This is a genomic window from Pseudoxanthomonas sp. GW2 (assembly GCF_000283075.1).
In the GTDB taxonomy this organism is placed as follows: domain Bacteria; phylum Pseudomonadota; class Gammaproteobacteria; order Xanthomonadales; family Xanthomonadaceae; genus Pseudoxanthomonas.
Genome location: NZ_ALIP01000086.1, coordinates 1 through 20,186 on the forward strand (window position 1 = coordinate 1; position 20,186 = coordinate 20,186).

General features: G+C 69.6%; 22 protein-coding genes. 15 read left to right on the plus strand and 7 right to left on the minus strand.

Annotated features, from left to right (window positions below):
• The first annotated feature begins 322 nt into the window (after positions 1-322).
• From B351_RS17780 to B351_RS0106050, 8 genes are all read left to right on the plus strand, one after another.
• A complete protein-coding gene (locus B351_RS17780) occupies positions 323-493 on the plus strand; it encodes a hypothetical protein (RefSeq protein ID WP_019398145.1) in 171 nt (56 codons plus the stop codon).
• Between the two features lie 195 nt (positions 494-688).
• On the plus strand, positions 689-1,192 hold the full coding sequence (locus tag B351_RS0106020) for a hypothetical protein (protein ID WP_019398146.1): 504 nt from the start codon (positions 689-691) through the stop codon (positions 1,190-1,192).
• A gap of 102 nt (positions 1,193-1,294) precedes the next feature.
• The gene (locus tag B351_RS17270) at positions 1,295-1,471 is read left to right on the plus strand and encodes a DUF3606 domain-containing protein (RefSeq protein WP_019398147.1); all 177 of its coding nucleotides are present in this window, start codon (positions 1,295-1,297) and stop codon (positions 1,469-1,471) included.
• 9 nt (positions 1,472-1,480) lie between these two features.
• Positions 1,481-4,237: a non-homologous end-joining DNA ligase gene (gene ligD, locus B351_RS0106030; protein ID WP_019398148.1), complete on the plus strand. Its 2,757-nt coding sequence runs from the start codon at positions 1,481-1,483 to the stop codon at positions 4,235-4,237.
• A gap of 144 nt (positions 4,238-4,381) precedes the next feature.
• Positions 4,382-5,518 (plus strand): PAS domain S-box protein, encoded by a 1,137-nt coding sequence (locus B351_RS0106035; RefSeq protein WP_019398149.1) that lies wholly within the window; start codon positions 4,382-4,384, stop codon positions 5,516-5,518.
• Positions 5,511-5,861 (plus strand): response regulator, encoded by a 351-nt coding sequence (locus B351_RS0106040; protein ID WP_039731056.1) that lies wholly within the window; start codon positions 5,511-5,513, stop codon positions 5,859-5,861. The genes B351_RS0106035 and B351_RS0106040 overlap by 8 nt, the downstream gene beginning before the upstream one ends.
• A gap of 308 nt (positions 5,862-6,169) precedes the next feature.
• A complete protein-coding gene (locus B351_RS0106045; RefSeq protein WP_019398151.1) occupies positions 6,170-7,048 on the plus strand; it encodes an acyltransferase in 879 nt (292 codons plus the stop codon).
• A 175-nt stretch (positions 7,049-7,223) separates the two neighbouring features.
• Positions 7,224-7,688, plus strand: coding sequence for a peptidylprolyl isomerase (locus tag B351_RS0106050; protein WP_019398152.1), 465 nt, complete (start codon positions 7,224-7,226; stop codon positions 7,686-7,688).
• A 175-nt stretch (positions 7,689-7,863) separates the two neighbouring features.
• On the opposite strand, the gene B351_RS0106055 is transcribed toward B351_RS0106050, so the two are convergent.
• Both B351_RS0106055 and B351_RS0106060 read right to left on the minus strand, forming a co-directional pair.
• A complete protein-coding gene (locus B351_RS0106055; protein WP_019398153.1) occupies positions 7,864-8,082 on the minus strand; it encodes a hypothetical protein in 219 nt (72 codons plus the stop codon).
• A gap of 14 nt (positions 8,083-8,096) precedes the next feature.
• Positions 8,097-8,342, minus strand: a complete 246-nt coding sequence (locus tag B351_RS0106060; protein ID WP_039731079.1) for a YkgJ family cysteine cluster protein — start codon at positions 8,340-8,342, stop codon at positions 8,097-8,099.
• Positions 8,343-8,757: 415 nt separating this feature from the next.
• On the opposite strand from B351_RS0106060, the gene B351_RS0106065 reads away from it, so the two are divergent.
• Positions 8,758-9,684 (plus strand): M14 family metallocarboxypeptidase, encoded by a 927-nt coding sequence (locus tag B351_RS0106065; RefSeq protein WP_026010424.1) that lies wholly within the window; start codon positions 8,758-8,760, stop codon positions 9,682-9,684.
• A 146-nt stretch (positions 9,685-9,830) separates the two neighbouring features.
• On the plus strand, positions 9,831-10,745 hold the full coding sequence (locus B351_RS0106070) for an HDOD domain-containing protein (RefSeq protein ID WP_026010425.1): 915 nt from the start codon (positions 9,831-9,833) through the stop codon (positions 10,743-10,745).
• Between the two features lie 186 nt (positions 10,746-10,931).
• Here B351_RS0106070 and B351_RS0106075 read toward each other — a convergent pair whose 3' ends face one another.
• Positions 10,932-11,372, minus strand: coding sequence for a VOC family protein (locus B351_RS0106075; RefSeq protein ID WP_019398157.1), 441 nt, complete (start codon positions 11,370-11,372; stop codon positions 10,932-10,934).
• Between the two features lie 415 nt (positions 11,373-11,787).
• Complete coding sequence (locus B351_RS17965) at positions 11,788-12,399, minus strand: hypothetical protein (RefSeq protein WP_019398158.1); 612 nt, start codon at positions 12,397-12,399, stop codon at positions 11,788-11,790.
• 21 nt (positions 12,400-12,420) lie between these two features.
• Between B351_RS17965 and istB the strand changes: the two genes are divergently transcribed.
• The gene (istB, locus tag B351_RS17970; RefSeq protein ID WP_019398159.1) at positions 12,421-13,101 is read left to right on the plus strand and encodes an IS21-like element helper ATPase IstB; all 681 of its coding nucleotides are present in this window, start codon (positions 12,421-12,423) and stop codon (positions 13,099-13,101) included.
• Positions 13,102-13,216: 115 nt separating this feature from the next.
• Here the strand turns inward: istB and arsB are convergent, their stop codons facing one another.
• The 3 genes from arsB to B351_RS0106100 are packed head-to-tail and all read right to left on the minus strand — an operon-like array spanning position 13,217 to position 15,150.
• Complete coding sequence (arsB, locus tag B351_RS0106090) at positions 13,217-14,251, minus strand: ACR3 family arsenite efflux transporter (protein ID WP_019398160.1); 1,035 nt, start codon at positions 14,249-14,251, stop codon at positions 13,217-13,219.
• Between the two features lie 13 nt (positions 14,252-14,264).
• Complete coding sequence (locus B351_RS0106095) at positions 14,265-14,783, minus strand: arsenate reductase ArsC (protein ID WP_019398161.1); 519 nt, start codon at positions 14,781-14,783, stop codon at positions 14,265-14,267.
• 34 nt (positions 14,784-14,817) lie between these two features.
• On the minus strand, positions 14,818-15,150 hold the full coding sequence (locus B351_RS0106100; RefSeq protein WP_026010426.1) for a helix-turn-helix transcriptional regulator: 333 nt from the start codon (positions 15,148-15,150) through the stop codon (positions 14,818-14,820).
• Positions 15,151-15,167: 17 nt separating this feature from the next.
• Between B351_RS0106100 and arsH the strand changes: the two genes are divergently transcribed.
• The 4 genes from arsH to B351_RS0106120 all read left to right on the plus strand — a co-directional run bounded on the left by arsH (position 15,168) and on the right by B351_RS0106120 (position 20,173).
• Positions 15,168-15,923 carry an arsenical resistance protein ArsH gene (gene arsH, locus B351_RS0106105; RefSeq protein ID WP_026010427.1) on the plus strand — a complete coding sequence of 252 codons (756 nt, stop codon included), beginning with the start codon at positions 15,168-15,170 and terminating at the stop codon, positions 15,921-15,923.
• Positions 15,924-16,180: 257 nt separating this feature from the next.
• The gene (locus B351_RS0106110; RefSeq protein WP_050992149.1) at positions 16,181-16,546 is read left to right on the plus strand and encodes a hypothetical protein; all 366 of its coding nucleotides are present in this window, start codon (positions 16,181-16,183) and stop codon (positions 16,544-16,546) included.
• A gap of 102 nt (positions 16,547-16,648) precedes the next feature.
• Positions 16,649-17,368, plus strand: a complete 720-nt coding sequence (locus tag B351_RS0106115; RefSeq protein ID WP_019398166.1) for a lysoplasmalogenase family protein — start codon at positions 16,649-16,651, stop codon at positions 17,366-17,368.
• Between the two features lie 183 nt (positions 17,369-17,551).
• Positions 17,552-20,173, plus strand: coding sequence for a TonB-dependent siderophore receptor (locus B351_RS0106120; protein ID WP_019398167.1), 2,622 nt, complete (start codon positions 17,552-17,554; stop codon positions 20,171-20,173).
• Positions 20,174-20,186: the final 13 nt, after the last annotated feature.

Below are 20,186 nucleotides of genomic sequence, written 5' to 3' on the forward strand. Positions count from 1 at the left end.
TCAATTTGAGGCTTCGGGGTGTCTACAGAAGCCGGGGCGATTCAGAGGGTATCCGACGCTCCGAACCTAGGGGCGCAACGGATTTCGCTAGCCTTCGGGCTGCCGTTGGCCACCGCGCATGCTGCGGTGCGATCATATGCGTCGGACCAGTTGCCTTCGGACAAGCCGGAGGGGCCGGGGATCGCCGATGGTGGTCGCTCGCGATCCTGGTCCGGGGCCGCTGGAGGATGCTTGCGGGCAGGCTGGAAGTGGCCGTGGTGGTGGCTGGGACGTGCCGCCGCGCGGCGGGCGTTTTCCGTATCCGCATAAGAGGTTGCACGCCATGTCGGCAGACTGGTTCCCCGTGGTCTTCATCGTGTTCAAGGTCGTGGTGCTGGGCGTCGCGATGTTCTTCGCGATCAAGTGGCACCACGACAAGGACAAGATGGAAAAGGAAAAGGCGGCCCGCGAGGCTCGCGAAGCCGCCGCGCGGCAGCCCAGGGCCCCGGAGTAGGCCGGCCCCGTCCGCGGTCGGCGGGGCAGGCCGGGAGCGGACAACGGCTGGTGTCGCGGGTTTGCTAGACTTCCCGCCATTGCACGGCAGGGACGCCCTTGCAGTATCTGGTCGGACCTTCCGGTAACGATCGACGGGAGGCGGCGCCGCCACGCTGGTGTCGCCGTAAAGGGGTACTGCAGGGGAGGGGAAGGGATGCTGGGAAGGCTGATTGCCCTGGTCGTGCTGGCGACGGTTGCGTTCGTCGCCTGGAACCGGGGCTGGACGATCGACGAGGCGCAGGTGCGCCAGTTCTACGACCGCCAGCTGGTCGCGTTCCGCGATTTCGACCACGAGGCGATGTGCAAGGACCTGGCCGGCGATTACCGCGCCAGGCTGGTCCAGTACGCCGACGGTCGCCGGTTGGGCGAGACGGTGCTCGACAGCGATGGCACCTGCGAGATGACCCGCCAGACCATGGAGGAACTGCGTCGGCTGCATGCCCGCAGCCGTGGCCTGATCGCGTTCGACGTGCGGGTGGACATCGGTTCCATCCGCGTCGCGCCGGGCCGCCGCAGCGCGACGGTGGAGGTGACCACCACGATCAAGCTGGGCGAGATGCTGATCGCCCGCAGCCGCGGCACCGAGCGCCTGTCCCGCACCTGGTGGCGCGTGCGCAGCCACGGCGGCGAAGGCCAGACCTGGTCCTACGTTTACTGAGCGGTTCCCGTCGCTGAACGACGCCGCCGCGGCGGCGCCGGTTCACGGCTGCGCGACGGGAGGTGGCGCAGCGTAGTGGCTCCCCCACGCTGGAGCCCGGCCATGTCCGACGACAGGAAGGAGGTCGGCTCGCCCGACCGCGACCGCATCAACCTCTCCGAGGACTACGAGGTCCGTTACTGGACCGAGGCGCTCGGCGTGAGCGAGCAGCAGCTGCGCGAGGCCGTGGCCGCGGTCGGGTCCACGGCCGACGCGGTGCGCCGCCACCTGGGGCGCTGACGGGCCGGCATGAGCCTGGTCGACTACCAGCGCAAGCGCAGCTTCGACCGCACCCGCGAGCCGGAGCCCGGCAAGCCGGCGCCGCGCGGGCAGCGGCCGATCTTCGTGGTCCAGCTGCCCCACGCCAGCCGCCGCCATTACGACTTCCGCCTGCAGGTGGGCGACGCCCTCAAGAGCTGGGCCGTGCCCAAGGGGCCCAGCTACGATCCGGCGGTCAAGCGCATGGCGGTGGAGGTCGAGGACCATCCGCTGGACTACGCCGGCTTCGAGGGCGAGATTCCCAGGGGCGAGTATGGCGGCGGCCACGTGGCGCGCTTCGACCATGGCGTGTGGTCCACCGAGGGCGATCCCGAGGAGCAGCTGGCCAAGGGCCACCTGCGCTTCGAGCTGCACGGCAGCAAGCTCAAGGGGGGTTGGCACCTGGTGCGCTCCGGCAAGCCGGCACGGCAGCCGCAGTGGCTGCTGTTCAAGGACAAGGACGCCTGGGCCGGGAGCCTGGAGGCCGACGACCTGCTGGCCGAGGTCACGCCTGCGCCGGAGGAGGACCGCAGGCGCGCCGGCCGCGGCAAGCCCACCCGCAAGCGCCTGGCGGAAGTGCCAGCGCCGCGCGCCAGGCACAAGGACTGGAAGAAGCGCGCCCTGGCCCTGCCCGGCGCGCGCGCGGCCGAAGCGCCGGAGGGCCCGTTCCAGCCGCAGCTGGCGCGGCTGGGCCAGAACGCCCCGGAAGGGGAGCAGTGGCTGCACGAGATCAAGTGGGACGGCTACCGGATCCTGGCCACGGTGCGCGACGGCGAGGTGCGGCTGTGGTCGCGCAACGCGCTGGAATGGACCGACCGCATCCCGGAGATCCGCGACGCCATCAAGGCGCTGGGCCTGCGCAGCGCGGCGCTGGACGGCGAGCTGATCGCCGGCAGCGGCACGCGCGAGGACTTCAACCTGCTGCAGGCCACGCTGTCCGGGGAGCGCCCCGGGGTGCTGGCCTACGTGCTGTTCGACCTGCTGCACGTGGACGGCGTGGACATCAGCGAGGCGCCGCTGCTGGAACGCAAGCAACTGCTGCAGGAGGTGCTGGCGAAGGGGCCGGCGCACCTGGCGCTCAGTTCGCATATCCCCGGCGACGGTGCGCAGGCGGCGGCGCTGGCGGCGGAGCGCAGCTTCGAGGGCATCATTTCCAAGCGCGCGGACCGGCCCTACCGCCCCGGGCGTGGCGACGACTGGCGCAAGACCAAGCAGCTGGCCAGCGACGAGTTCGCCATCGTCGGCTATACCGCGCCGCGCGGCAGCCGCACCGGCTTCGGTTCGCTGCTGCTGGCCAGGCCGGATGCGGAGCATGGCTGGCGCTACGTCGGCCGGGTGGGCACCGGCTTCAGCGATGAGCAGCTGCGCGAACTGGCGCCGCGGCTGGCGCAGGACGCCGGCAGCAAGCCGACCGCGTTCGTGCCGGCGATGGACACCGCGCTGCGCCGCGCCACCTGGGTGCCGCCGCGGCTGGTGGTGGAGGTGTTCTACCGCGGCATCGGCGGGCAGGAGCTGCTGCGCCAGGCCTCGCTCAAGGCGCTGCGGCCGGACAAGGACATCGCCGACCTGTACGACAGCGACCGCGGTCCGGGCGTCGCGGAGGAGGAGGCGATGGCAGCGAAGGGCGGCAGGAAGGCGGCGAAGAAGGCGCCCGCGCGCAAGAATGCGGAGAAGACGGCCACCAGAAAAGCGGCGAAGCCGGCAGCGGGGAAGGCCACGCAAGCTGCGACCAGGGCCGCTGCGAAGAAGTCCACGGCAGCAGGCAAAGTCGCCGCCACGCCGGCACGCGCCTCGGCGAAGGCCCGCACTGGCACGGCCACGGGGGCGAAGGCCAGTCCGGCATCCGCCCGCCGGCGCAAGGCCGCCACCCAGACCCGGGACTGGCCGAAGCTCTCCAGCCCCGCCAAGGTGCTGTTCCCCGATATCCGCGCCACCAAGCAGGACGTGTGGGACTACTACACGGCGGTGATGGACCACCTGCTGCCGGAAATCGCCGGCCGCCCGCTTTCGGTCATCCGCTGTCCCTCCGGCACCGGCAAGCCTTGCTTCTTCCAGAAGCATCTGACCGCCGGGCTGGAACGGGTGGCCTCGGTGAAGCTCAAGGAGGAGAGCGGCACCAACGCGCATTACCTCGTGGTGGAGGATGCGGCCGCACTGATGGAGCTGGTGCAGTTCAACGCGCTGGAATTCCATCCATGGGGCGCGCACGCCGACAACCCCGATTCCGCCGACCGCGTGGTGTTCGACCTCGATCCCGGGCCGGACGTGCCGTTTTCCGAGGTGAAGAAGGCGGCGGTCGACATCCGGCGGCAGCTGGAAGCGCTGGAGCTGGAGTCGTTCTTGCGCGTGACCGGCGGCAAGGGCCTGCACGTGGTGGTGCCGCTGGCGCCGGGCTGCGACTGGGAGCTGACCAAGCGCTTCGCCCACGGATTCGCCGATGCCCTGGCCAGGTCCGAACCGGACCGCTTCGTCGCCACCGCAACCAAGCGCTTCCGCAACCGCAGGATCTTCGTCGACTACCTGCGCAACGGCCGCGGCGCCACGGCGGTGGCCTCGTATTCGCTGCGCGCCCGTCCCGGGGCGCCGGTGGCCATGCCCATTGGCTGGAACGAACTGGCGCGGTTGCCGCGCGCGGACCTGTACACGATCAAGGATGTACCGGAGAAGCTGCGCCGGCGGCGCAAGGACCCCTGGGCCGGCATGGATGCGATCCGCCAGAACCTGGCCCGCTGGGCCGATGCGAAGTGACGTATTCAGTATCCGATGAATCTGGAAATGCAGCCTGGAGCACATCATGCCGATGGCATCGGCGGTCCACCGGTGGCATCCTCTGCCGGCCCGTACGCCCTGCGGACCGGAAAGGGGGACTTGTCCGATGAGCGGCACCACGCGATGACACACGCCGGCGCGCCAGCGAGCCCGCAGGGCGAGCACCTGCTGCTGCAGGGCGTCACCGACTACGCCATCTACCTGCTGGATGCCTCCGGCACGATCCTCAGCTGGAACACCGGCGGCGAGCGGATCAAGGGCTACACCGGCAGCGAGGTGATCGGCCGGCATTTCTCCTGTTTCTACACGCCGGAGGAAATCCAGCACGGCGTGCCGGAGCAGGTGCTTGCCATCGCCAGCCAGGAGGGCCGCTACGAGACCGAAGGCTGGCGCGTGCGCAAGGACGGCAGCCGCTTCCGCGCGCACATCGTGATCGATGCGATCTACCGCGACGGCGGGCTGGTCGGCTTCGCCAAGGTCACCCGCGACATCACCGAGCACTACCAGGCGGCCGCGCAGCGCCGCCAGGCCGAGCAGGCGCTGGCCCAGGCGCAGAAGATCGCCGCGGTCGGCCAGCTCACCCTGGGCATCGCCCACGACTTCAACAACCTGCTGGCGGTCATCACCGCCAGCCTGGACCTGCTGCCGGCGGCGGAGGGGCGGCGCCGGGAGATGCTGGTCGACGCCGCGCGCCAGGCCGCCGCGCGCGGCGCGCGCCTGACCCGGCAGATGCTGGCCTTCGCCCGCGGCCAGTCCCTGGAACCGGAGCTGCACGACGTCAACGCGCTGATTGGCAGCGCGGCCGAGGTCTACCGCCGCGCCGCCGGCCCGATCACCCAGTGCGTGTTCGACCTGGCCGAGGCCGACACCCGGGTCATGGTCGACGCCGAGCAGCTGGAAGCGGCGCTGGTGAACCTGGTGGCCAACGCGCGCGATGCAATGGAGCAGCCGGGCACCATCCGCATCGCCACCCGCATCACCCGACCCGACCCGGTGCTGCATCCAGGCGCCGTGGCCGGCCGCGATTACCTGTATGTCTCCGTGGCCGACGATGGCCCGGGAATGGAGGAGCACGAGCGCCAGCGCGCCATGGAACCTTTCTTCACCACCAAGGATGTCGGCCGCGGCAGCGGCCTGGGCCTGAGCCAGGTGTTCGGCTTCGCCGGCCAGTCCGGCGGCTTCGCCTTCATCGAGAGCGCGCCGGGCGAGGGTACCTGCGTGACCATGGCCATCCCTGCAGGGGAGGCCGCCGATGCCTAAGGTGCTCTACGTGGAGGACGACGAGCTGCTGCGCATGGTCACCAGCCTGGCGCTGGAGGATGCCGGCTATGCCGTGGTCGAGGCCCACGACGGCCACCAGGCGCGCCGGCTGCTGGACCAGGAGGGCGGGTTCGACTTCGTCATCAGCGACATCAGCATGCCCGGCGGCATGAGCGGGCTGGAGGTGGCGCAGGCCGCCCAGGCCGCGCGGCCCGGGTGCCGCACCATCCTGGTGTCCGGCTACGCCACCTCGCAGCTGCCGGCGTTGCCGGACTCGGTGATCTACCTGGGCAAGCCGTTCCGGGTGCAGGACCTGATCGACACCCTGGGCGCGGCCGGCTGACCCCGCCACGCTGGCGGGAGGCCGCGGAAAAGAATACGGCCGCCAGGGGGCGGCCGTGGTGCACCGGAGCGGGGGAAGCACCGGCGCGATGGCGTCGGGGGGCGCCAAGGGGACGAGCATGCCCGGGCCGCCGCGGCCGCACCATCGGGAATTGCCGGCCCCTGGGGTCAGGGTTTTCCGAACGTGCGCACGGCGAGCCGCGCCGTGGACCAGGCCCGGCCTGGGCCATGCACGCCAAACAGGCACTCGGGTGGTGGGCCGATTTGCTACGCTGCGGCGCCCTTCACATCCCTTGTTCCGGTGTCCCCATGCCGTTGTTGCGGGTCCCGCCCATCCTGCTGCTGATCGTCCTCAACACCCTGGTGCATGCGGTGCCCGTGCTGCTGGCCGGCGTGGTCAAGGCGGTACTGCCGCTGCGGCCGGTGTGGCGCGCCTGCAACCCGGTGCTGACCGGGCTGGCCGAGAGCTGGATCGCGGTGAACACCTGGATGATGGGTGCCTTTACCCGCACCCGCTTCGAGATCGAGGGCACCGCCGAGTTGCGCCGCGACGGCCATTACCTGGTGCTGGCCAACCACCAGAGCTGGGTCGACATCCTGGTGTTGCAGAAGGTGTTCAACCGCAAGGTGCCGCTGCTGCGCTTCTTCCTCAAGCGCTCGCTGTTCTGGGTGCCGGTGCTGGGCCTGGCGTGGTGGGCGCTGGATTTCCCGTTCATGGGGCGCTACACCCGCCGCCAGATCGCGAAGAACCCGGAGCTGGGGCGGCGCGACATCGAGACCACGCGCAAGGCCTGCGGGAAGTTCCGCGACATCCCGGTGTCGATCATGAACTTCGTCGAGGGCACCCGTTTCACCGAGGCCAAGCACGCGCAGCAGGCCTCGCCGTACCGGCACCTGCTCAAGCCCAAGTCCGGCGGCGTGGCCTTCGTGATCGACGCGATGGGGCAGGGCCTGCATTCGATCCTGGACGTCACCATCGCCTACCCGGACGGGCGTCCGTCGATGGTCGACCTGATGGCCAACCGCGTCGGCATGGTCCGGGTCAAGGTGCGGCAGTTGCCCATCCCGCCCGAGCTGGTCGCCGGCAACTACCAGGAAGACCGCGCGTTCCGTGCCCGTTTCCAGCAATGGATGAACGGGCTGTGGCGGGAGAAGGACGAAGACATGGAGCGCCTGCTGGCAGGCTGAGCGGCGGCGCCCGGAAGCGGAAGGGAGGCTCCGCCTGAATGCGCGTCGCGGCGCGGTTTGCGCTTCGCGGCCGCAGCCGTTAAGGTGGGCGGCAACCGAGGCACCGTGAGTCCACCGGTCCTTGCGGCCATCCACTTCAACCCCCCTTTCCTTTCCAATACCAGGGAGCACTTCCATGGAGATCGCCGCCGCCCGCGTGGCCACGTTCCACTACATCCTCACCGACGACGCAGGCCAGGTCCTGGACCGTTCGCCGGAAGACCATCCGCTCAGCTATTTCCACGGCGGCGGCAACATCATCCCCGGCCTGGAGAAGGCGCTGGAAGGCCGTAGTGCCGGCGAGTCGCTGACCGTCGACGTGCCGCCGGCCGAGGCCTATGGCGAGCGCATCGAAGGCCTGGTGCAGGACGTGCCGCGTGAGGCGTTCCAGGGCATCGACCGCATCGAGCCGGGCATGCAGTTCCAGGCCAACGGCGGCCAGGGCCCGGTGCTGGTGACCGTGATCGCGGTCGGCGACCGCCAGGTCCGCATCGACGGCAACCACCCGCTGGCGGGCAAGACCCTGCACTTCGACGTGCGCATCACCGACGTGCGCGAAGCCACCGACGAAGAGAAGCAGACCGGCCGCGTCGCCGCCTGACCGCTTCGCGACGTGCCATGAAAAACGCCGGCCCCAAGGCCGGCGTTTTTCTTTGCGGCGCCACCGCACCCGTCCGTGGTGCGCGGGGCAGGCCATGCCTGCAGGGGTGCACGCAGGCGCCGGCACCCGCTTGCATGCGCGCACGCGCCTGCAGGGGTGCAGGCGCCGGGCGGCCTCAGGCCGCCTTCTTCTTCTTGGCCTGGTTGGCGGTCTCGGGCGTTTCCACCTTGGTCAGCACCGGGGTGTTGCCGAGCACTTCGATGCGGCCGCCGGCCTTGCGGAAAGCCTCCAGGTCGCGGGCGATGCGCTCGCGGGTGAGGGTGCTGGAGGCCTTGCCGGTATCGGCGAGCTTGCGGCCCTTGGTGGACGTGGGAGCGGTCTTGCGGACGGCCATGTGCGTCTCCTTGGTCAGTCGAGGGTGAGCGGGATGCCGCGCTGCCGCTGGTCGCGGTAGCGGGCGCGGATGTCCAGGCAGGCCCGGCCGCCCATCGCGAACTGGCGGCAGATGGCGGGCCGGTCCTGGTAAATCGAGCAACGCAGGTGCAGCGGATCGATGGCCGCGCACCAGCCGTCCTCGTCCTTGGCCATGGTTTCCAGGCCGTGGTCGTCGATGGCGATGAACCGGGCGGGTACGTGGTCGCCCGGCAGCAGCAAGACCGGCAGGCGGCAGCACACTGCATCGCAGTGCCTGCAGTCAGCGCCGGCCTCGCGCGCGCTCAGGACGTCGTCCCCGCGGGGAAGGGAGTGGGAGTGCGCGCTAGCGCGATATCCGCACCGGAATACCGGTGGGCGTGGAGAACCGGAATAAGGATGGCGACGCCCTGGAAGCGGCCCCTGGCCGGCGCGGATGCCGCGGCCTGTGCCGGAAGCCTGGTGCGCGCGGCAGGGGGCACGCGGATGGATGGACTGCCGGATTGCCGGCGAAGTATAGCGCAAATCGCCGATCCGTGCCGAACTGGTGGCGGATCTGCAGACAACAGCACGCAAAACACTGCATTCCACGCAATCGGCGGCGATGCTGCGCGGCGCGCCACTGGTAGGATCGCCGCTTTCCCAGCTGGTGAGCGCCATGACCCTGCAACGTTTCCATCCGATCGGCATTCCCGGCCAGCCATGGGGCCCGGCGGAAAAGGCGCAGTGGCTGGCGATGCAGCGCCGCCGGCGCAGCCATGCCGACGAGGTGGTTGCGCCGGTGCGCGCACTGGCCGATGCCTGGGACGTACTCGAGTACGGCATGCTGGATTACGCCGGCGAGCGCTACCCGCTGCTGGCGCTGCGCAGCCGCGGCTGGGACGACGGCCTGCCGGTGGCGCTGGTGACCGGCGGCGTGCACGGCTACGAGACCAGCGGCGTGCAGGGCGCGCTGCTGTTCGCGCGCGAGCACGCGGCGGCCTACGCCGGCCGCATCAACCTGCTGGTCGTGCCCTGCGTCAGCCCGTGGGGATACGAGCGCATCCACCGCTGGAACCCCGACGCGGTCGATCCCAACCGTTCCTTCCGCCAGCCCAGCCCGGCGCGCGAGTCGGCGGCGCTGATGGAACTGGTGGCGCCGCTGCGCGGCCGCTTCCTTCTGCACGTGGACCTGCACGAGACCACCGACAGCGACGAGAGCGAGTTCCGCCCGGCGCTGGCCGCGCGCGACGGCAAGCCGTTCGAGCCCGGGCACATCCCCGATGGCTTCTACGTGGTGGACGACAGCGCCAACCCGCAGCCGCAGTTCCAGCAGGCAGTGATCGGGGCGGTGGCGAAGGTCACCCATATCGCCCCGGCCGACGCGGACGGCCGGATCATCGGCTCGCCGGTGCTGGCGCCGGGCGTGATCGCCTATCCGCTGGTGGAGCTGGGGCTTTGCGCCGGCATCACCGGTGCGCCCTACGTGACCACCACCGAGGTCTACCCGGACAGCCCCAGGGCCACCCCGGAGCAGTGCAATGCCGCCCAGGTGGCGGCCATCCGCGGCGCCCTGGACTACGTGCTGGCGCAGCCGCAGGCATAAGGTTTTGCCGCCCGCTGCCGACAACCACTGCGGTGCTCCACGCGCGGCGTGGCGGCAGGCTGGCGGGCCGCGCGCGGCCCGTGGTCTCCGGTAAGATCGCGCGCTTGCGGGCGCCTGCGGACGCCCGGTGCAGACAGGGGAAAAGCATGCGATGGATCGGCTGGCTGTTCGGACGCAAGCGCGCGCAAGGCGTGCCCGACGCCCGTCGTCCGCATGAGCCCGTTGCCGCGGAGCGGCTGCCCGGTACCTTCTCCATGCCGCAGGACGAGGCCGGCGACGCCGGCGAGCACTGGACTGTGCGCCTGGCGGCGATGGCCCTGCCGGCGCAGGCGCCGGCCCCCGATCCGCGGCTGCTGCCGGAGGTCGAGGTCGCCCTGCTGCAGCTGGTGCACGAACGCGCCCGGCTGCCACGCCGGCCGCAGCTGCTGCCGCAGCTGCTGGGCCTGCTCAACGACGAACGCGCATCCGGGCGCCAGATCGCCGAGGTGATCGGCCGCGACCCGGCGCTGGCGGCCAACCTGCTGCGCCTGGCCAACAGCCCGATGTACCGCGTGCAGAGCGCCATGGTGGAGAGCCTGGACCGCGCGGTGGCGCTGGTCGGGACCGAGGGCCTGCGCCAGCTGGTGGCGGTGGCGCTGATGCAGCCGGTGATGCGGCTGGAGGGCGGTGCCACCGGCAGCCTGCCCGAGCGCGTGTGGGAACACACCGAACTGGCAACCGGGCTGGTCGCGCGCAGCGCCTCCGGGCGCGGGCGCGACGCGGTGTTTGCCGCGCAGCTGTTGGCACTGATGCAGGGCCTGGGCGCGATCATGGTGGTGCAGGCCCTGCGCGACGCCTGCGCGCGCCTGCAATGCCAGGCCCCCGACGCGACCACCACGGCCGAACTGCTGCAGCGCTGGGCGCGGCGGATCGGGCAGGGCGTGTCCCGCGCCTGGGACCTGCCAGCGGTGGCCGGGGTGCAGGACGTGGCCGGGGTGGCCAGCCTCGAGGCGCTGCTGGAAACCGCCAGCAGCGCCGCGGTGGACATCATGCTTGCCGGCAGCGAGGCCGCCGCCGGCTGAGCGCTGCTTGCCGGTCCGGAGCCAGGCGGGGTTCCCCATCGAGCAGTGCCGGACGCGAGGCGGCGATCCCGCCGGGAAAGGCGCGTGGCGCCCGTGTGCGCCCGCAGGCGCCACCGGTTGCCGAGTGCCTGGTTGCTGCATGCCCGGGGGCGGGGCGGCCCCGCCCGGCCGGTCAGGACAACGCGCTCAGGACGCCGGCTGCCAACCCGGGCCCGGGACGGTATTGATCATCCAGGGGATGCCGAACCTGTCGACGCAGGCACCGAAGCCGGGCGACCAGAAGGTCTCGGCAAAGGGCATGGTCTGCTGGCCCCCTTCGGAGAGCTGCTCGAACCAGCGCCGGGCGTCGTCGATGTTGTCGGTATGCAGGGTCACGTCGAAGCCGTTCTTGGGCTTGTCGATGTTGGGCGCCCACTCCTGGTCCATGTCCGCGCCCATCAGCGACTGGTCGCCCACGTCCAGCCAGGCATGCATGAGCCAGTCCTTGTAGCGCTCGTCCAACTGCATCCCTTCGGGATTCATCGAATAGGGCACGGCGTTGGTGATCTTGCCGCCAAGCACCCTGGCATAGAACTCGAACGCCTCGCGGCACTGCCCCCGGAAACTGAGGCTGGTCACGATCTTCATACGTCTCCTCCTTGGTGAGTGGCCGCGGGCGGCATGCCCGGGGCGGTTCTGTGGATCGGCTGCACTCCCGCGACGGGTGGAGGGCGGGCAGATCGACATGCACGAGGAGGTCGCGTTGCCGGGGCAGGGCCGGACACGATCCTGGGCGGAGGGAATATGCATCCAGGCCCGCCTGCGGGCATGAATGCGCGATGCGCGCCACCTGGAACGGCGCGGGGTGTCCGGATCGACCGGGGGCTGGCGCGGGGCGCCGGGTCCGGCGCCCAGGACAGGCCCTGCCTCGGGAGCGAGGCAGGGGCCCGCCCCAACGCACCGGGATTACCGCACCTTCCAGGGCCGCCCGTGAGTGGGGCGCGCGGACGCGTATGGATTCCCGCAACGGTTCCGCGGCGCCAGCTGGGTCGGTGCGCGGAGGCTACGCCTTGTTGCGGTGGACCAGGTCGCTGGTCCCGCACTCGGGGCAATCGCGGAAGAATTCCAGCCCCGACTTGCGCAGGCGGGGATGATGCCCCGGGAGGCAGGTGAAGCGGATGGCGGTGTTGGTCTGGCAGGCGCTGCACTTGAGGTAGTACCCGAACTTGCCGTAGCACACCTGTCCCTCGCGGCCGCCACAGGACTTGCAAGCCGGCAGGGCAGGCTGGGGTGGCGACACCGGGGCAGCGGCCGCCTCGACGACGGGCGGTGCTTCCACGGCCTGCGCGACCGGCGGCGGGGTTGCGGCCACCCGCGCGTCCCGGGCGGATGCGCCGTCGCCTGCCGGCTGGTACATCGCAGCCAGCTGGCGGGCCACGGCTTCCAGGGTGTCGGAAGACACGAACTTGGCGGCGGTACGCAGGATGCCCAGCAACGGATTTTCGTTGTCCACGTCCCGCCAGATGGCCTTGCGCAGCTGGTCGGCCTTGATCACGCGGCGGGTGTCGAAGTGCCTGGGACGGTCGATGCGGGCGCTGGGGGATACCAGCACGAAGTGCTGGAACGCCAGTGGGATGGCGAAGCCGAGCCGGGTGGGGAGGGCAAGCGAGGCCATCACCTCGCGCAGGACCTGGATGTGGCGCTCGTTCTGCTCCAGCTCGCCAGTCCGTCCTATCAGTCCATGTCCTTCGACGACCGGTTCGGGTTGCTCGTGGATGCGGAGCTGGCGACGCGGGAGAATCGTCGTGTCACCCGCCTGCTGAAATCTGCAAAGCTCAAAGCCCCTGGCGCGGTGCCCGAGGACATCGACTTCTCTGCCCGGCGTGGCATCGACAAGCGCCAGGTCATGGATCTCCTGACCTGCCAGTGGATCGAGCGTGGCCAACATGTGGTCATCACCGGGCCCACCGGCACCGGCAAGACCTGGCTTGGCTGCGCGCTGGGACGCGAAGCTGCCCGAAAGGGATTGTCGGTCAGCTACCAGCGCATGCCACGACTGATGGAGGACATGGAGGTCGCGTACTCGGATGGGAGCTTGCCGGCGTTGCGTACGAAGCTGGGCAAGGCCAGGTTGCTCATCCTGGATGATTGGGGCGTCGCCCCGATCACTGCCCGGGATCGACAGCACCTGCTGGAGGTGATCGACGACCGCGTTCCCGGAGGATCGGTGCTGATCACGTCCCAGCTTCCGGTGAAGACCTGGCATGACTACCTGGGCGAGCCCACGGCGGCCGACGCCATCCTGGATCGCCTGCTGCACAACAAGCACACCATTGAGTTGAAAGGCGACTCGATGCGCAAGCACGCAGTTCGTTGATCTGATCATCGTTCCCGGCGAGCGCCGGGAACGATGGTTCTGACCGGGCAGCGGCGATGCCTCCTTGGAGGCGGATACTGATCCCCTTCGACGGAACGGCTGCCGGCCGCCAGGTCTACTGCGCCCGGACCTCGCGCTCGTACCACGGGCGAGTGTTGTTGACGATCTTGACCACCGACAGCATCACGGGCACTTCGATCAGAACGCCCACCACGGTGGCCAGCGCCGCGCCCGAGTGCACGCCGAAGAGGGCCACAGCCGTAGCGACCGCAAGCTCAAAGAAATTGCTGGCACCAATCAGCGCCGACGGTCCCGCCACGCAGTGGGCGACGCCCAGCCTGCGGTTGAGCAGGTAGGCCAGGCCGGAGTTGAAGTAGACCTGGATCAGGATCGGCACCGCCAGGATTGCGATGATCAGGGGCTGCTCGACGATCTGCCTGCCCTGGAAGCCGAACAGCAGCACCAGCGTCGCCAGCAGTGCCACCAGCGAGACAGGCCCGAGACGAGCGAGCACCCGATCCAGCCGGGCCTCGCCGCCATGTGCAAGCAACCAGCGACGGAGGAAGACTGCGACCGCGACCGGCACCAGGATGTAGAGGCCGACTGACAGCGCCAGCGTGTCCCAAGGTACCGTGATCGACGACAGCCCCAGCAGCAGGGCTACCAGCGGTGCGAACGCCACCACCATGATCGCGTCATTGAGCGCGACTTGGCTGAGCGTGAAGTTCGCGTCGCCACGGCACAGGTTGCTCCACACGAACACCATTGCGGTGCATGGTGCGGCAGCCAGCAGGATCAGCCCTGCCATGTAGGAGTCGATCTGGTCCGCCGGGAGCCAGTCGGCGAAGACATGCCGCAGGAAGAACCAGCCCAGCAGGGCCATTGAGAACGGCTTGACCGCCCAGTTGACGAACAGGGTGACGCCGATGCCGCGCCAGTGCCTGCCCACTTCCCGCATGGCGCCGAAGTCGACCTTCAGCAGCATGGGGATGATCATCAGCCAGATCAGTGCGGCCACCGGCAGGTTGACATTCGCGACTTCCATGCCGCCGAGGGCTGCGAACGCACCCGGCATGAAATGTCCCAAGCCGGTGCCGACCACGATGCACAACGCCACCCACAGGGTCAGGTAACGCTCGAACAGCCCCATGCGGGGCGTTGCCTCAGCCATGGACGGACGCCTCGTCTTCAGGCTGTACGAAACCGATGCGATCGAGCGAGTCCTTCAGGGCGGCACGGTCGTCCCAGACCTCGGCCGGCAGTGCCAGCAGTGCCTGCAGGCGCGCCTTGACGATGCGGTGGGCCTGGCGGAATGCCTCCCGCTTGTCCTCATCATCGCCTTCCACGGCTGCCGGGTCTGGAAGCCCCCAGTGTACGCGGAGAAAGTCCCCGAGCACGACGGGGCAGGTTTCGGCCGCGGCCGAATCGCAGACGGTCACCACCAGATCCATCGGTGCCGCGTCCGGCGTTGTGAACTCATCCCAGGACTTGCTGCGCAGGCCTGCGGTGGCAATGCCTTCGGCCGCCAGCTGGGCAAGCGCCCAGGGATTGACCGTGCCGGCCGGCTGGCTGCCGGCGCTGAAGACCTCGAAGCGGTGGCCGGCCCAGGCGCGGAGCGTGGCCTCGGCCAGCACGCTGCGCGCGGAGTTGCCGGTGCACAGGAAAAGGACGCGACGCTTCATCGGGACGGTTCCTCGAGTGACAGGTGGGAGGGGGTCAACAGGCGCAGGCGGCCGCGACATCAGGGGGGCAGCTCTCGTCCGAGGAGCCCGCGCAGCAGTTGTGGGTCAGGTAGGCGACCAGTGCGTTCATGGCCTCGAAGTTGGCGCGGTAGCAGACGTTGCGCCCCCGGCTCTCGCTGCCGATCAGGCCGGCGTGGACGAGTTCCTTCAGGTGGAAGGACAGGGTTGCGCCGGGGACGGCCAGCGCTTCCGCGATTTCACCGGCCATGCGGCCGTCGGGCCCGGCCTCGACCAGCAACCGGAAGATCGCCAGCCGGGTGGCGTGGCCCAGCGCCGTCAGCGCAGCGATTGCCTGATTCGTTTCCATCATTCTAGAATAGTCGAATAAATAACGAACGGCAATCATCCGCGCTCCTCGACCTCCCCCATCTGGCCGCCGACCTGCTTCCCGGCCCTCGCCATGACGCACTCGGTGCAGACACGGGCCAGCCGGCGCCGCGCATCCTCCTGCTGTACGGCTCGCTGCGGCCGCAGTCCTACAGCCGCAAGCTGGCCTTGGAGGCCGAGCGCATCTTGCGCCACCTCGGCGCCGAAACGCGGGTGTTCGATCCACACGATCTGCCGCTGCTGGACAGCGTTGGCAAAGACCATCCGAAGGTGCGGCAACTGCGCGAATGGTCGCAGTGGTCGGAAGGTCAGGTCTGGGTTTCGCCCGAACGCCACGGCACGATCACCGGCGTGTTCAAGAACCAGATTGACTGGCTGCCCCTCGAGGATGGCAGCGTGCGTCCCACCCAGGGGCGGACGCTGGCGGTGATGCAGGTGTGCGGCGGATCGCAGTCGTTCAACGTGGTCAACACTCTGCGGGTGCTGGGGCGGTGGATGCGGATGGTGACGATTCCCAACCAGTCCTCGGTCGCCAAGGCATGGCAGGAGTTTGACGACGCGGGACGTATGCGCGCCTCTCCGTTCTACGACCGGGTGGTGGACGTGATGGAGGAGCTGGTCAAGTTCACGCTCCTGGTTCGCGGGCGAAGCGCCTATCTGGTCGATCGCTACAGCGAGAGGAAGGGTGCCGATGAAGCTCGTCGAGTGGCCAGAGAAGCAGGAGTGCTGGAAGATCTCCCAGCAGCTTCTTGACTGGCGAGCCTGCTTGATCCGCTGCTGATGGTCAGCAAGGTCGGTTGAGCGATCACCCCGCACTGTTCTCAGTGATCAATCTCATTGGTACCCGCACTGCAGGCGGGTGAAAGCCATATTGGCCGCGGCAAGGCCTTCCTCAGTCGCAATACCAAGGCCTTTGTTCAGTTGCCTGACTCGTCGCCGGGAACGATCCTGTCATGCGGACTCCACGCCTATCGGCTACGCTGCGGACAGACCATCGAGTGGAGCGGGGCATGCAGCAATCCTCCGGCCGTCTTTCCCTGGCGTTCCCGCTTGTCGTGCTGCTGGCGGTGGTGGCGTGCGCCGCGCCGCGCGGGGAGGCGCCTGCCGCCGGAGGCGCCACGGTGGTCGAGGGCACGGTGGCCGCGATCGATACCGCGCCCTGGGCCTACGACGGCCACGCGCGGGTCGAGCTGGACGTGCCCGGACGCGGCCCGGTGGTGGTGCAGCTGCCGGCGCGCTGGAACCTGTGCAAGGCGGCGCCGGTGGAAGTCGATGCGCTGGCCCCGGGCATGCGGGTACGGGCGGCCGGTGCGCTGGAGGAGGATGGTCGTCTGACGGTCTGCGCCGATCCGGCGCATGGGCTGTCGCCCCTCTGAACGCGCAGGGGCTCTCCTCCGCATTGATGCCGGATGCCTGGCGGATCGGGCGATGCCGCGCGTGACCATCCGCAGGAGTGGCAGCGGCGGGCCCGGGCTACGATGGCGCCCCCGATCGCACAGGACAGGCAGCTGATGGATCCACGCTTTCGCGCCACCGGCGCCGCGGTCGCCATCCTGGCCGCCGGCGCGATTGCCGGAGCGTTGCTGGACGACGGATTCCGCCTGCTGCACTACGCCTGCAAGCCGCTGGCCACCGTGCTTATTGCTGTTTACGCGATGCGCGCCGCGCCGCCGGTATCCGCGCGCTACCGGGCGGCGGTGCTGGCCGGCCTGGCGTGCTCGCTGGCGGGCGATGTCTTCCTGATGCTGCCGCAGGACCTGTTCGTGCCGGGGCTGGTGGCATTCCTGCTTGCGCACCTTTGCTACATCGTCGCCTTCTTTCCTGGCGCAGGTACGGTTCCCCGCGTACTGGGATTGCTGGCCTATATGGCATTCGCCGGCTGCAACCTGGTCCTGCTGCTGCCCAGTGTGCCGGCGGCGCTGCGCGTCGCGGTGCTGGTCTATGTCGGCGTGCTGATGCTGATGGCCGGGCTTGCCACGGCCCGTGCCTGGAGCCTGCGCCACGACCGGCGGCTGGCCGCACCGGCGCGTGCGGCAGCGCTGGGCGGCATGCTGTTCGTGCTCAGTGACAGCCTGCTGGCCTGGGACCGCTTCGGCGGCGGCCTGCCGCTGGCGATGCTCTTCATCCTCGCCACCTACTACGCGGCACAGTGGTGCATCGCCCATTCGGTTGCACCCAGCGGGCGCGCGCCAGCCTGAAACACGATCCGCTCCGCAGGCTCCCTGCGGCGAACGTGACGCGGCGCAAGCCCGGCGCGCCTGCTGGTTCCATTCCGCCATCAGCGCTGACGACAGGTCATAAGCCAATAATTAACGCTTATTTATCAATGAATAGGCGCGCGTGGCTCAATGGAGCGGTCCCAACCAACCGCTCCAGCCCCCATGCTCCGTCACGCCATCCTGGCGGCTGCCGTTGCGGCCGCGCTTCCGCTCGTTCCTGAAATTGCCCGCGCCGAAGAGGCCGCCGGCGGCGACAGCCGCACCCTTGCCACCGTCGTGGTCACCGGCTCCAACCTGCGCCGCGCCGACGCCGAAGGGCCCAACCCGGTCCAGGTGATTGGCCGCGAGCAGCTGGAGGTCTCGGGCAAGGCCACCGTCGCCGACCTGCTGCGCTCGATCTCGGCCAATACCGGCAACGCCAGCAACGAGACTTCCAACAGCGGCTGGGCGTCCGGCTCGGCCGGCATCGGCCTGCGCGGCCTGTCGCAGAAGAACACCCTGGTGTTGCTCAACGGCCGTCGCCTGGCCAACTACGGTTTCCCGGCCAACGGCCTGTCCGACACCTTCGTCAACCTCAATGCGCTGCCGCTGGTGGCGGTGGAGCGGATCGAAGTGCTGAAGGACGGCGCCTCGGCCGTATACGGCTCCGATGCGGTGGCCGGCGTGGTCAACATCATCACCCGGCAGAACTTCGAGGGCCTGGACATCGGCGGCCGCATCGGCACCTCCGACGAGGGCGGGCTGGACGAGCGCCAGGCCAAGCTGATCGGTGGCTTCGGCGACCTCGACCGCGACCGCTTCAACGTCCTCTACAGCCTGGACTACTACAAGCGCGAGCGCCTGGACCAGGACCAGCGTGAGCTGACCCGCTCCGGCATCTATTCCGGCCCCGGCGGACGCTGGAACGGCTGGTCGGCCAAGGGCGCGCGCTTCCTGGTCGGCGGCGTGTCGGTGCCGCTGCTGGATGCCGATGGCAACTGCCCGCAGGGCACGACCCTGGTGCCCAGCGCACCGATCGACGGCCTGCGCGGCGATACCTGCGGCTTCAACCTGGCCCCGTACACCACGCTGATCCCCGCCACCGAGCGCCTGCAGGGGTATGCCAACGCCACCTGGCGGGTGAGCGACAACGTGGAGGTGTTCGGCGAGGCGCTGTACAGCTACGTCCGCGGCACGTCCTGGTTCGGCAACAGCCCGTTCTTCACCCTGGAGGGCGGACGCTTCGCGCTCAACGCGGATACCGGCCTGGCCGAGCCGGTGCCCAACGTGCTGCCGGCGGGCAATCCCTACAACCCCTATGGGGTGGACACCCCGATCGAGTACACCTTCTTCAACGTCGGCCGCTCGATCAAGACCAACCGCTCCGATGCCTACCGCGTGGTCGGCGGCGTGCGCGGCACGCTCGGCGACTGGGAGTGGGAGGCGGCCGGCTTCCTTGCGCGCAGCAAGGAGGACGAGCGGGTGGCCGGCGGCTTCGCCAACCGCTGGGCGCTGTTCGACGCGCTGGCCGACGGCAGCTACAACCTGCACGACCCGGCGGCCACGCCGCAGGCGGTGCTGGATGCGATCAACCTCAGCACCGTGCGCCCGGCGGATTCGCGCCTGGGCGGCGTGGATGCCCGCATCGTCGGCCACCTGTTCGAGCTGCCCGCCGGCGAGGTGGGGTTTGCAGCGGGCGTGGAATGGCGCCGCGAGTCGCTGGTATCGCGCAATCCCTGGCAGATCGACGCCGGCTTGCAGGTCCGCCCGGCGATCGCCGAGGTGGACGGCGATCGCGAGGTGACCGCGGTGTACGCCGAGTTCAACCTGCCGTTGCACCAGCGCCTGGAGCTGCAGCTGGCCGGGCGCGGCGATCACTACAGCGACTTCGGCGACGCGTTCTCGCCCAAGGCCAGCCTGCGCTGGCAGCCGCTGGACGCGCTGCTGGTGCGCGCTGCCGCCTCGCGCGGGTTCCGCGCGCCCTCGCTGTCGGAGAATGCGGCCAGCACCAACATCTCCTACGGCTCGGTGGTGGACCCGTACGACCCGGACATCCCCGGCTCGCGCCAGAGCCCGACGTTCTTCACCGTGGGCAATACCGGCCTTCGCCCCGAGCGCACCCGCAGCTTCAACGCCGGCATCGTGCTCTCGCCCTGGGCCGACACCAGCCTGAGCCTGGACTGGTACCGGGTGGAGCTGGACCACCTGATCGGCACCAGCAACAGCGCCAGCATCGTCCAGCGCAACGACCCGGCCGACGTGGTCCGCGACGCGCGCGGCAAGCTGCTGGCGGTCTACAACCGCTACCAGAACCTCACCGAGCTGGAGACCTCCGGCATCGACGTGGAACTGCGCCAACGCTGGCGCTCGGCCACCGCCGGCGACTTCGGGGTATCGGGCGTGTACACCCACGTGCTGGAGTACCGCCGCCAGAACACCGCCGGTGGCCCGCTGGTCGACTACGCCGGCAGCAACGTCAGTTTCACCCTGCCGCGCGGCAAGCTCACCACCACCCTGGACTGGAACTACAGCGACTACAGCGCCGCGCTGACCTGGTACCACACCAGTGGTTACGCCCAGACCCGCAGCACCGAGCAGGCGCGGGTGGCCAGCTACGACCAGTTCGACCTGTACCTGGCCTGGAAGGGCATCGAGAAGCTGACCCTTTACGCCAAGCTGCAGAACCTGCTGGACGAGGAACCGCCGCACGACGCCTCGTTCCCGGGTATCCGCGCGCCATACGACTTCACCCAGTACGACCTGCGCGGCCGTTACTTCTCGGTCGGCTTCGACTACCGCTTCTGACCCGCGGCCGGCG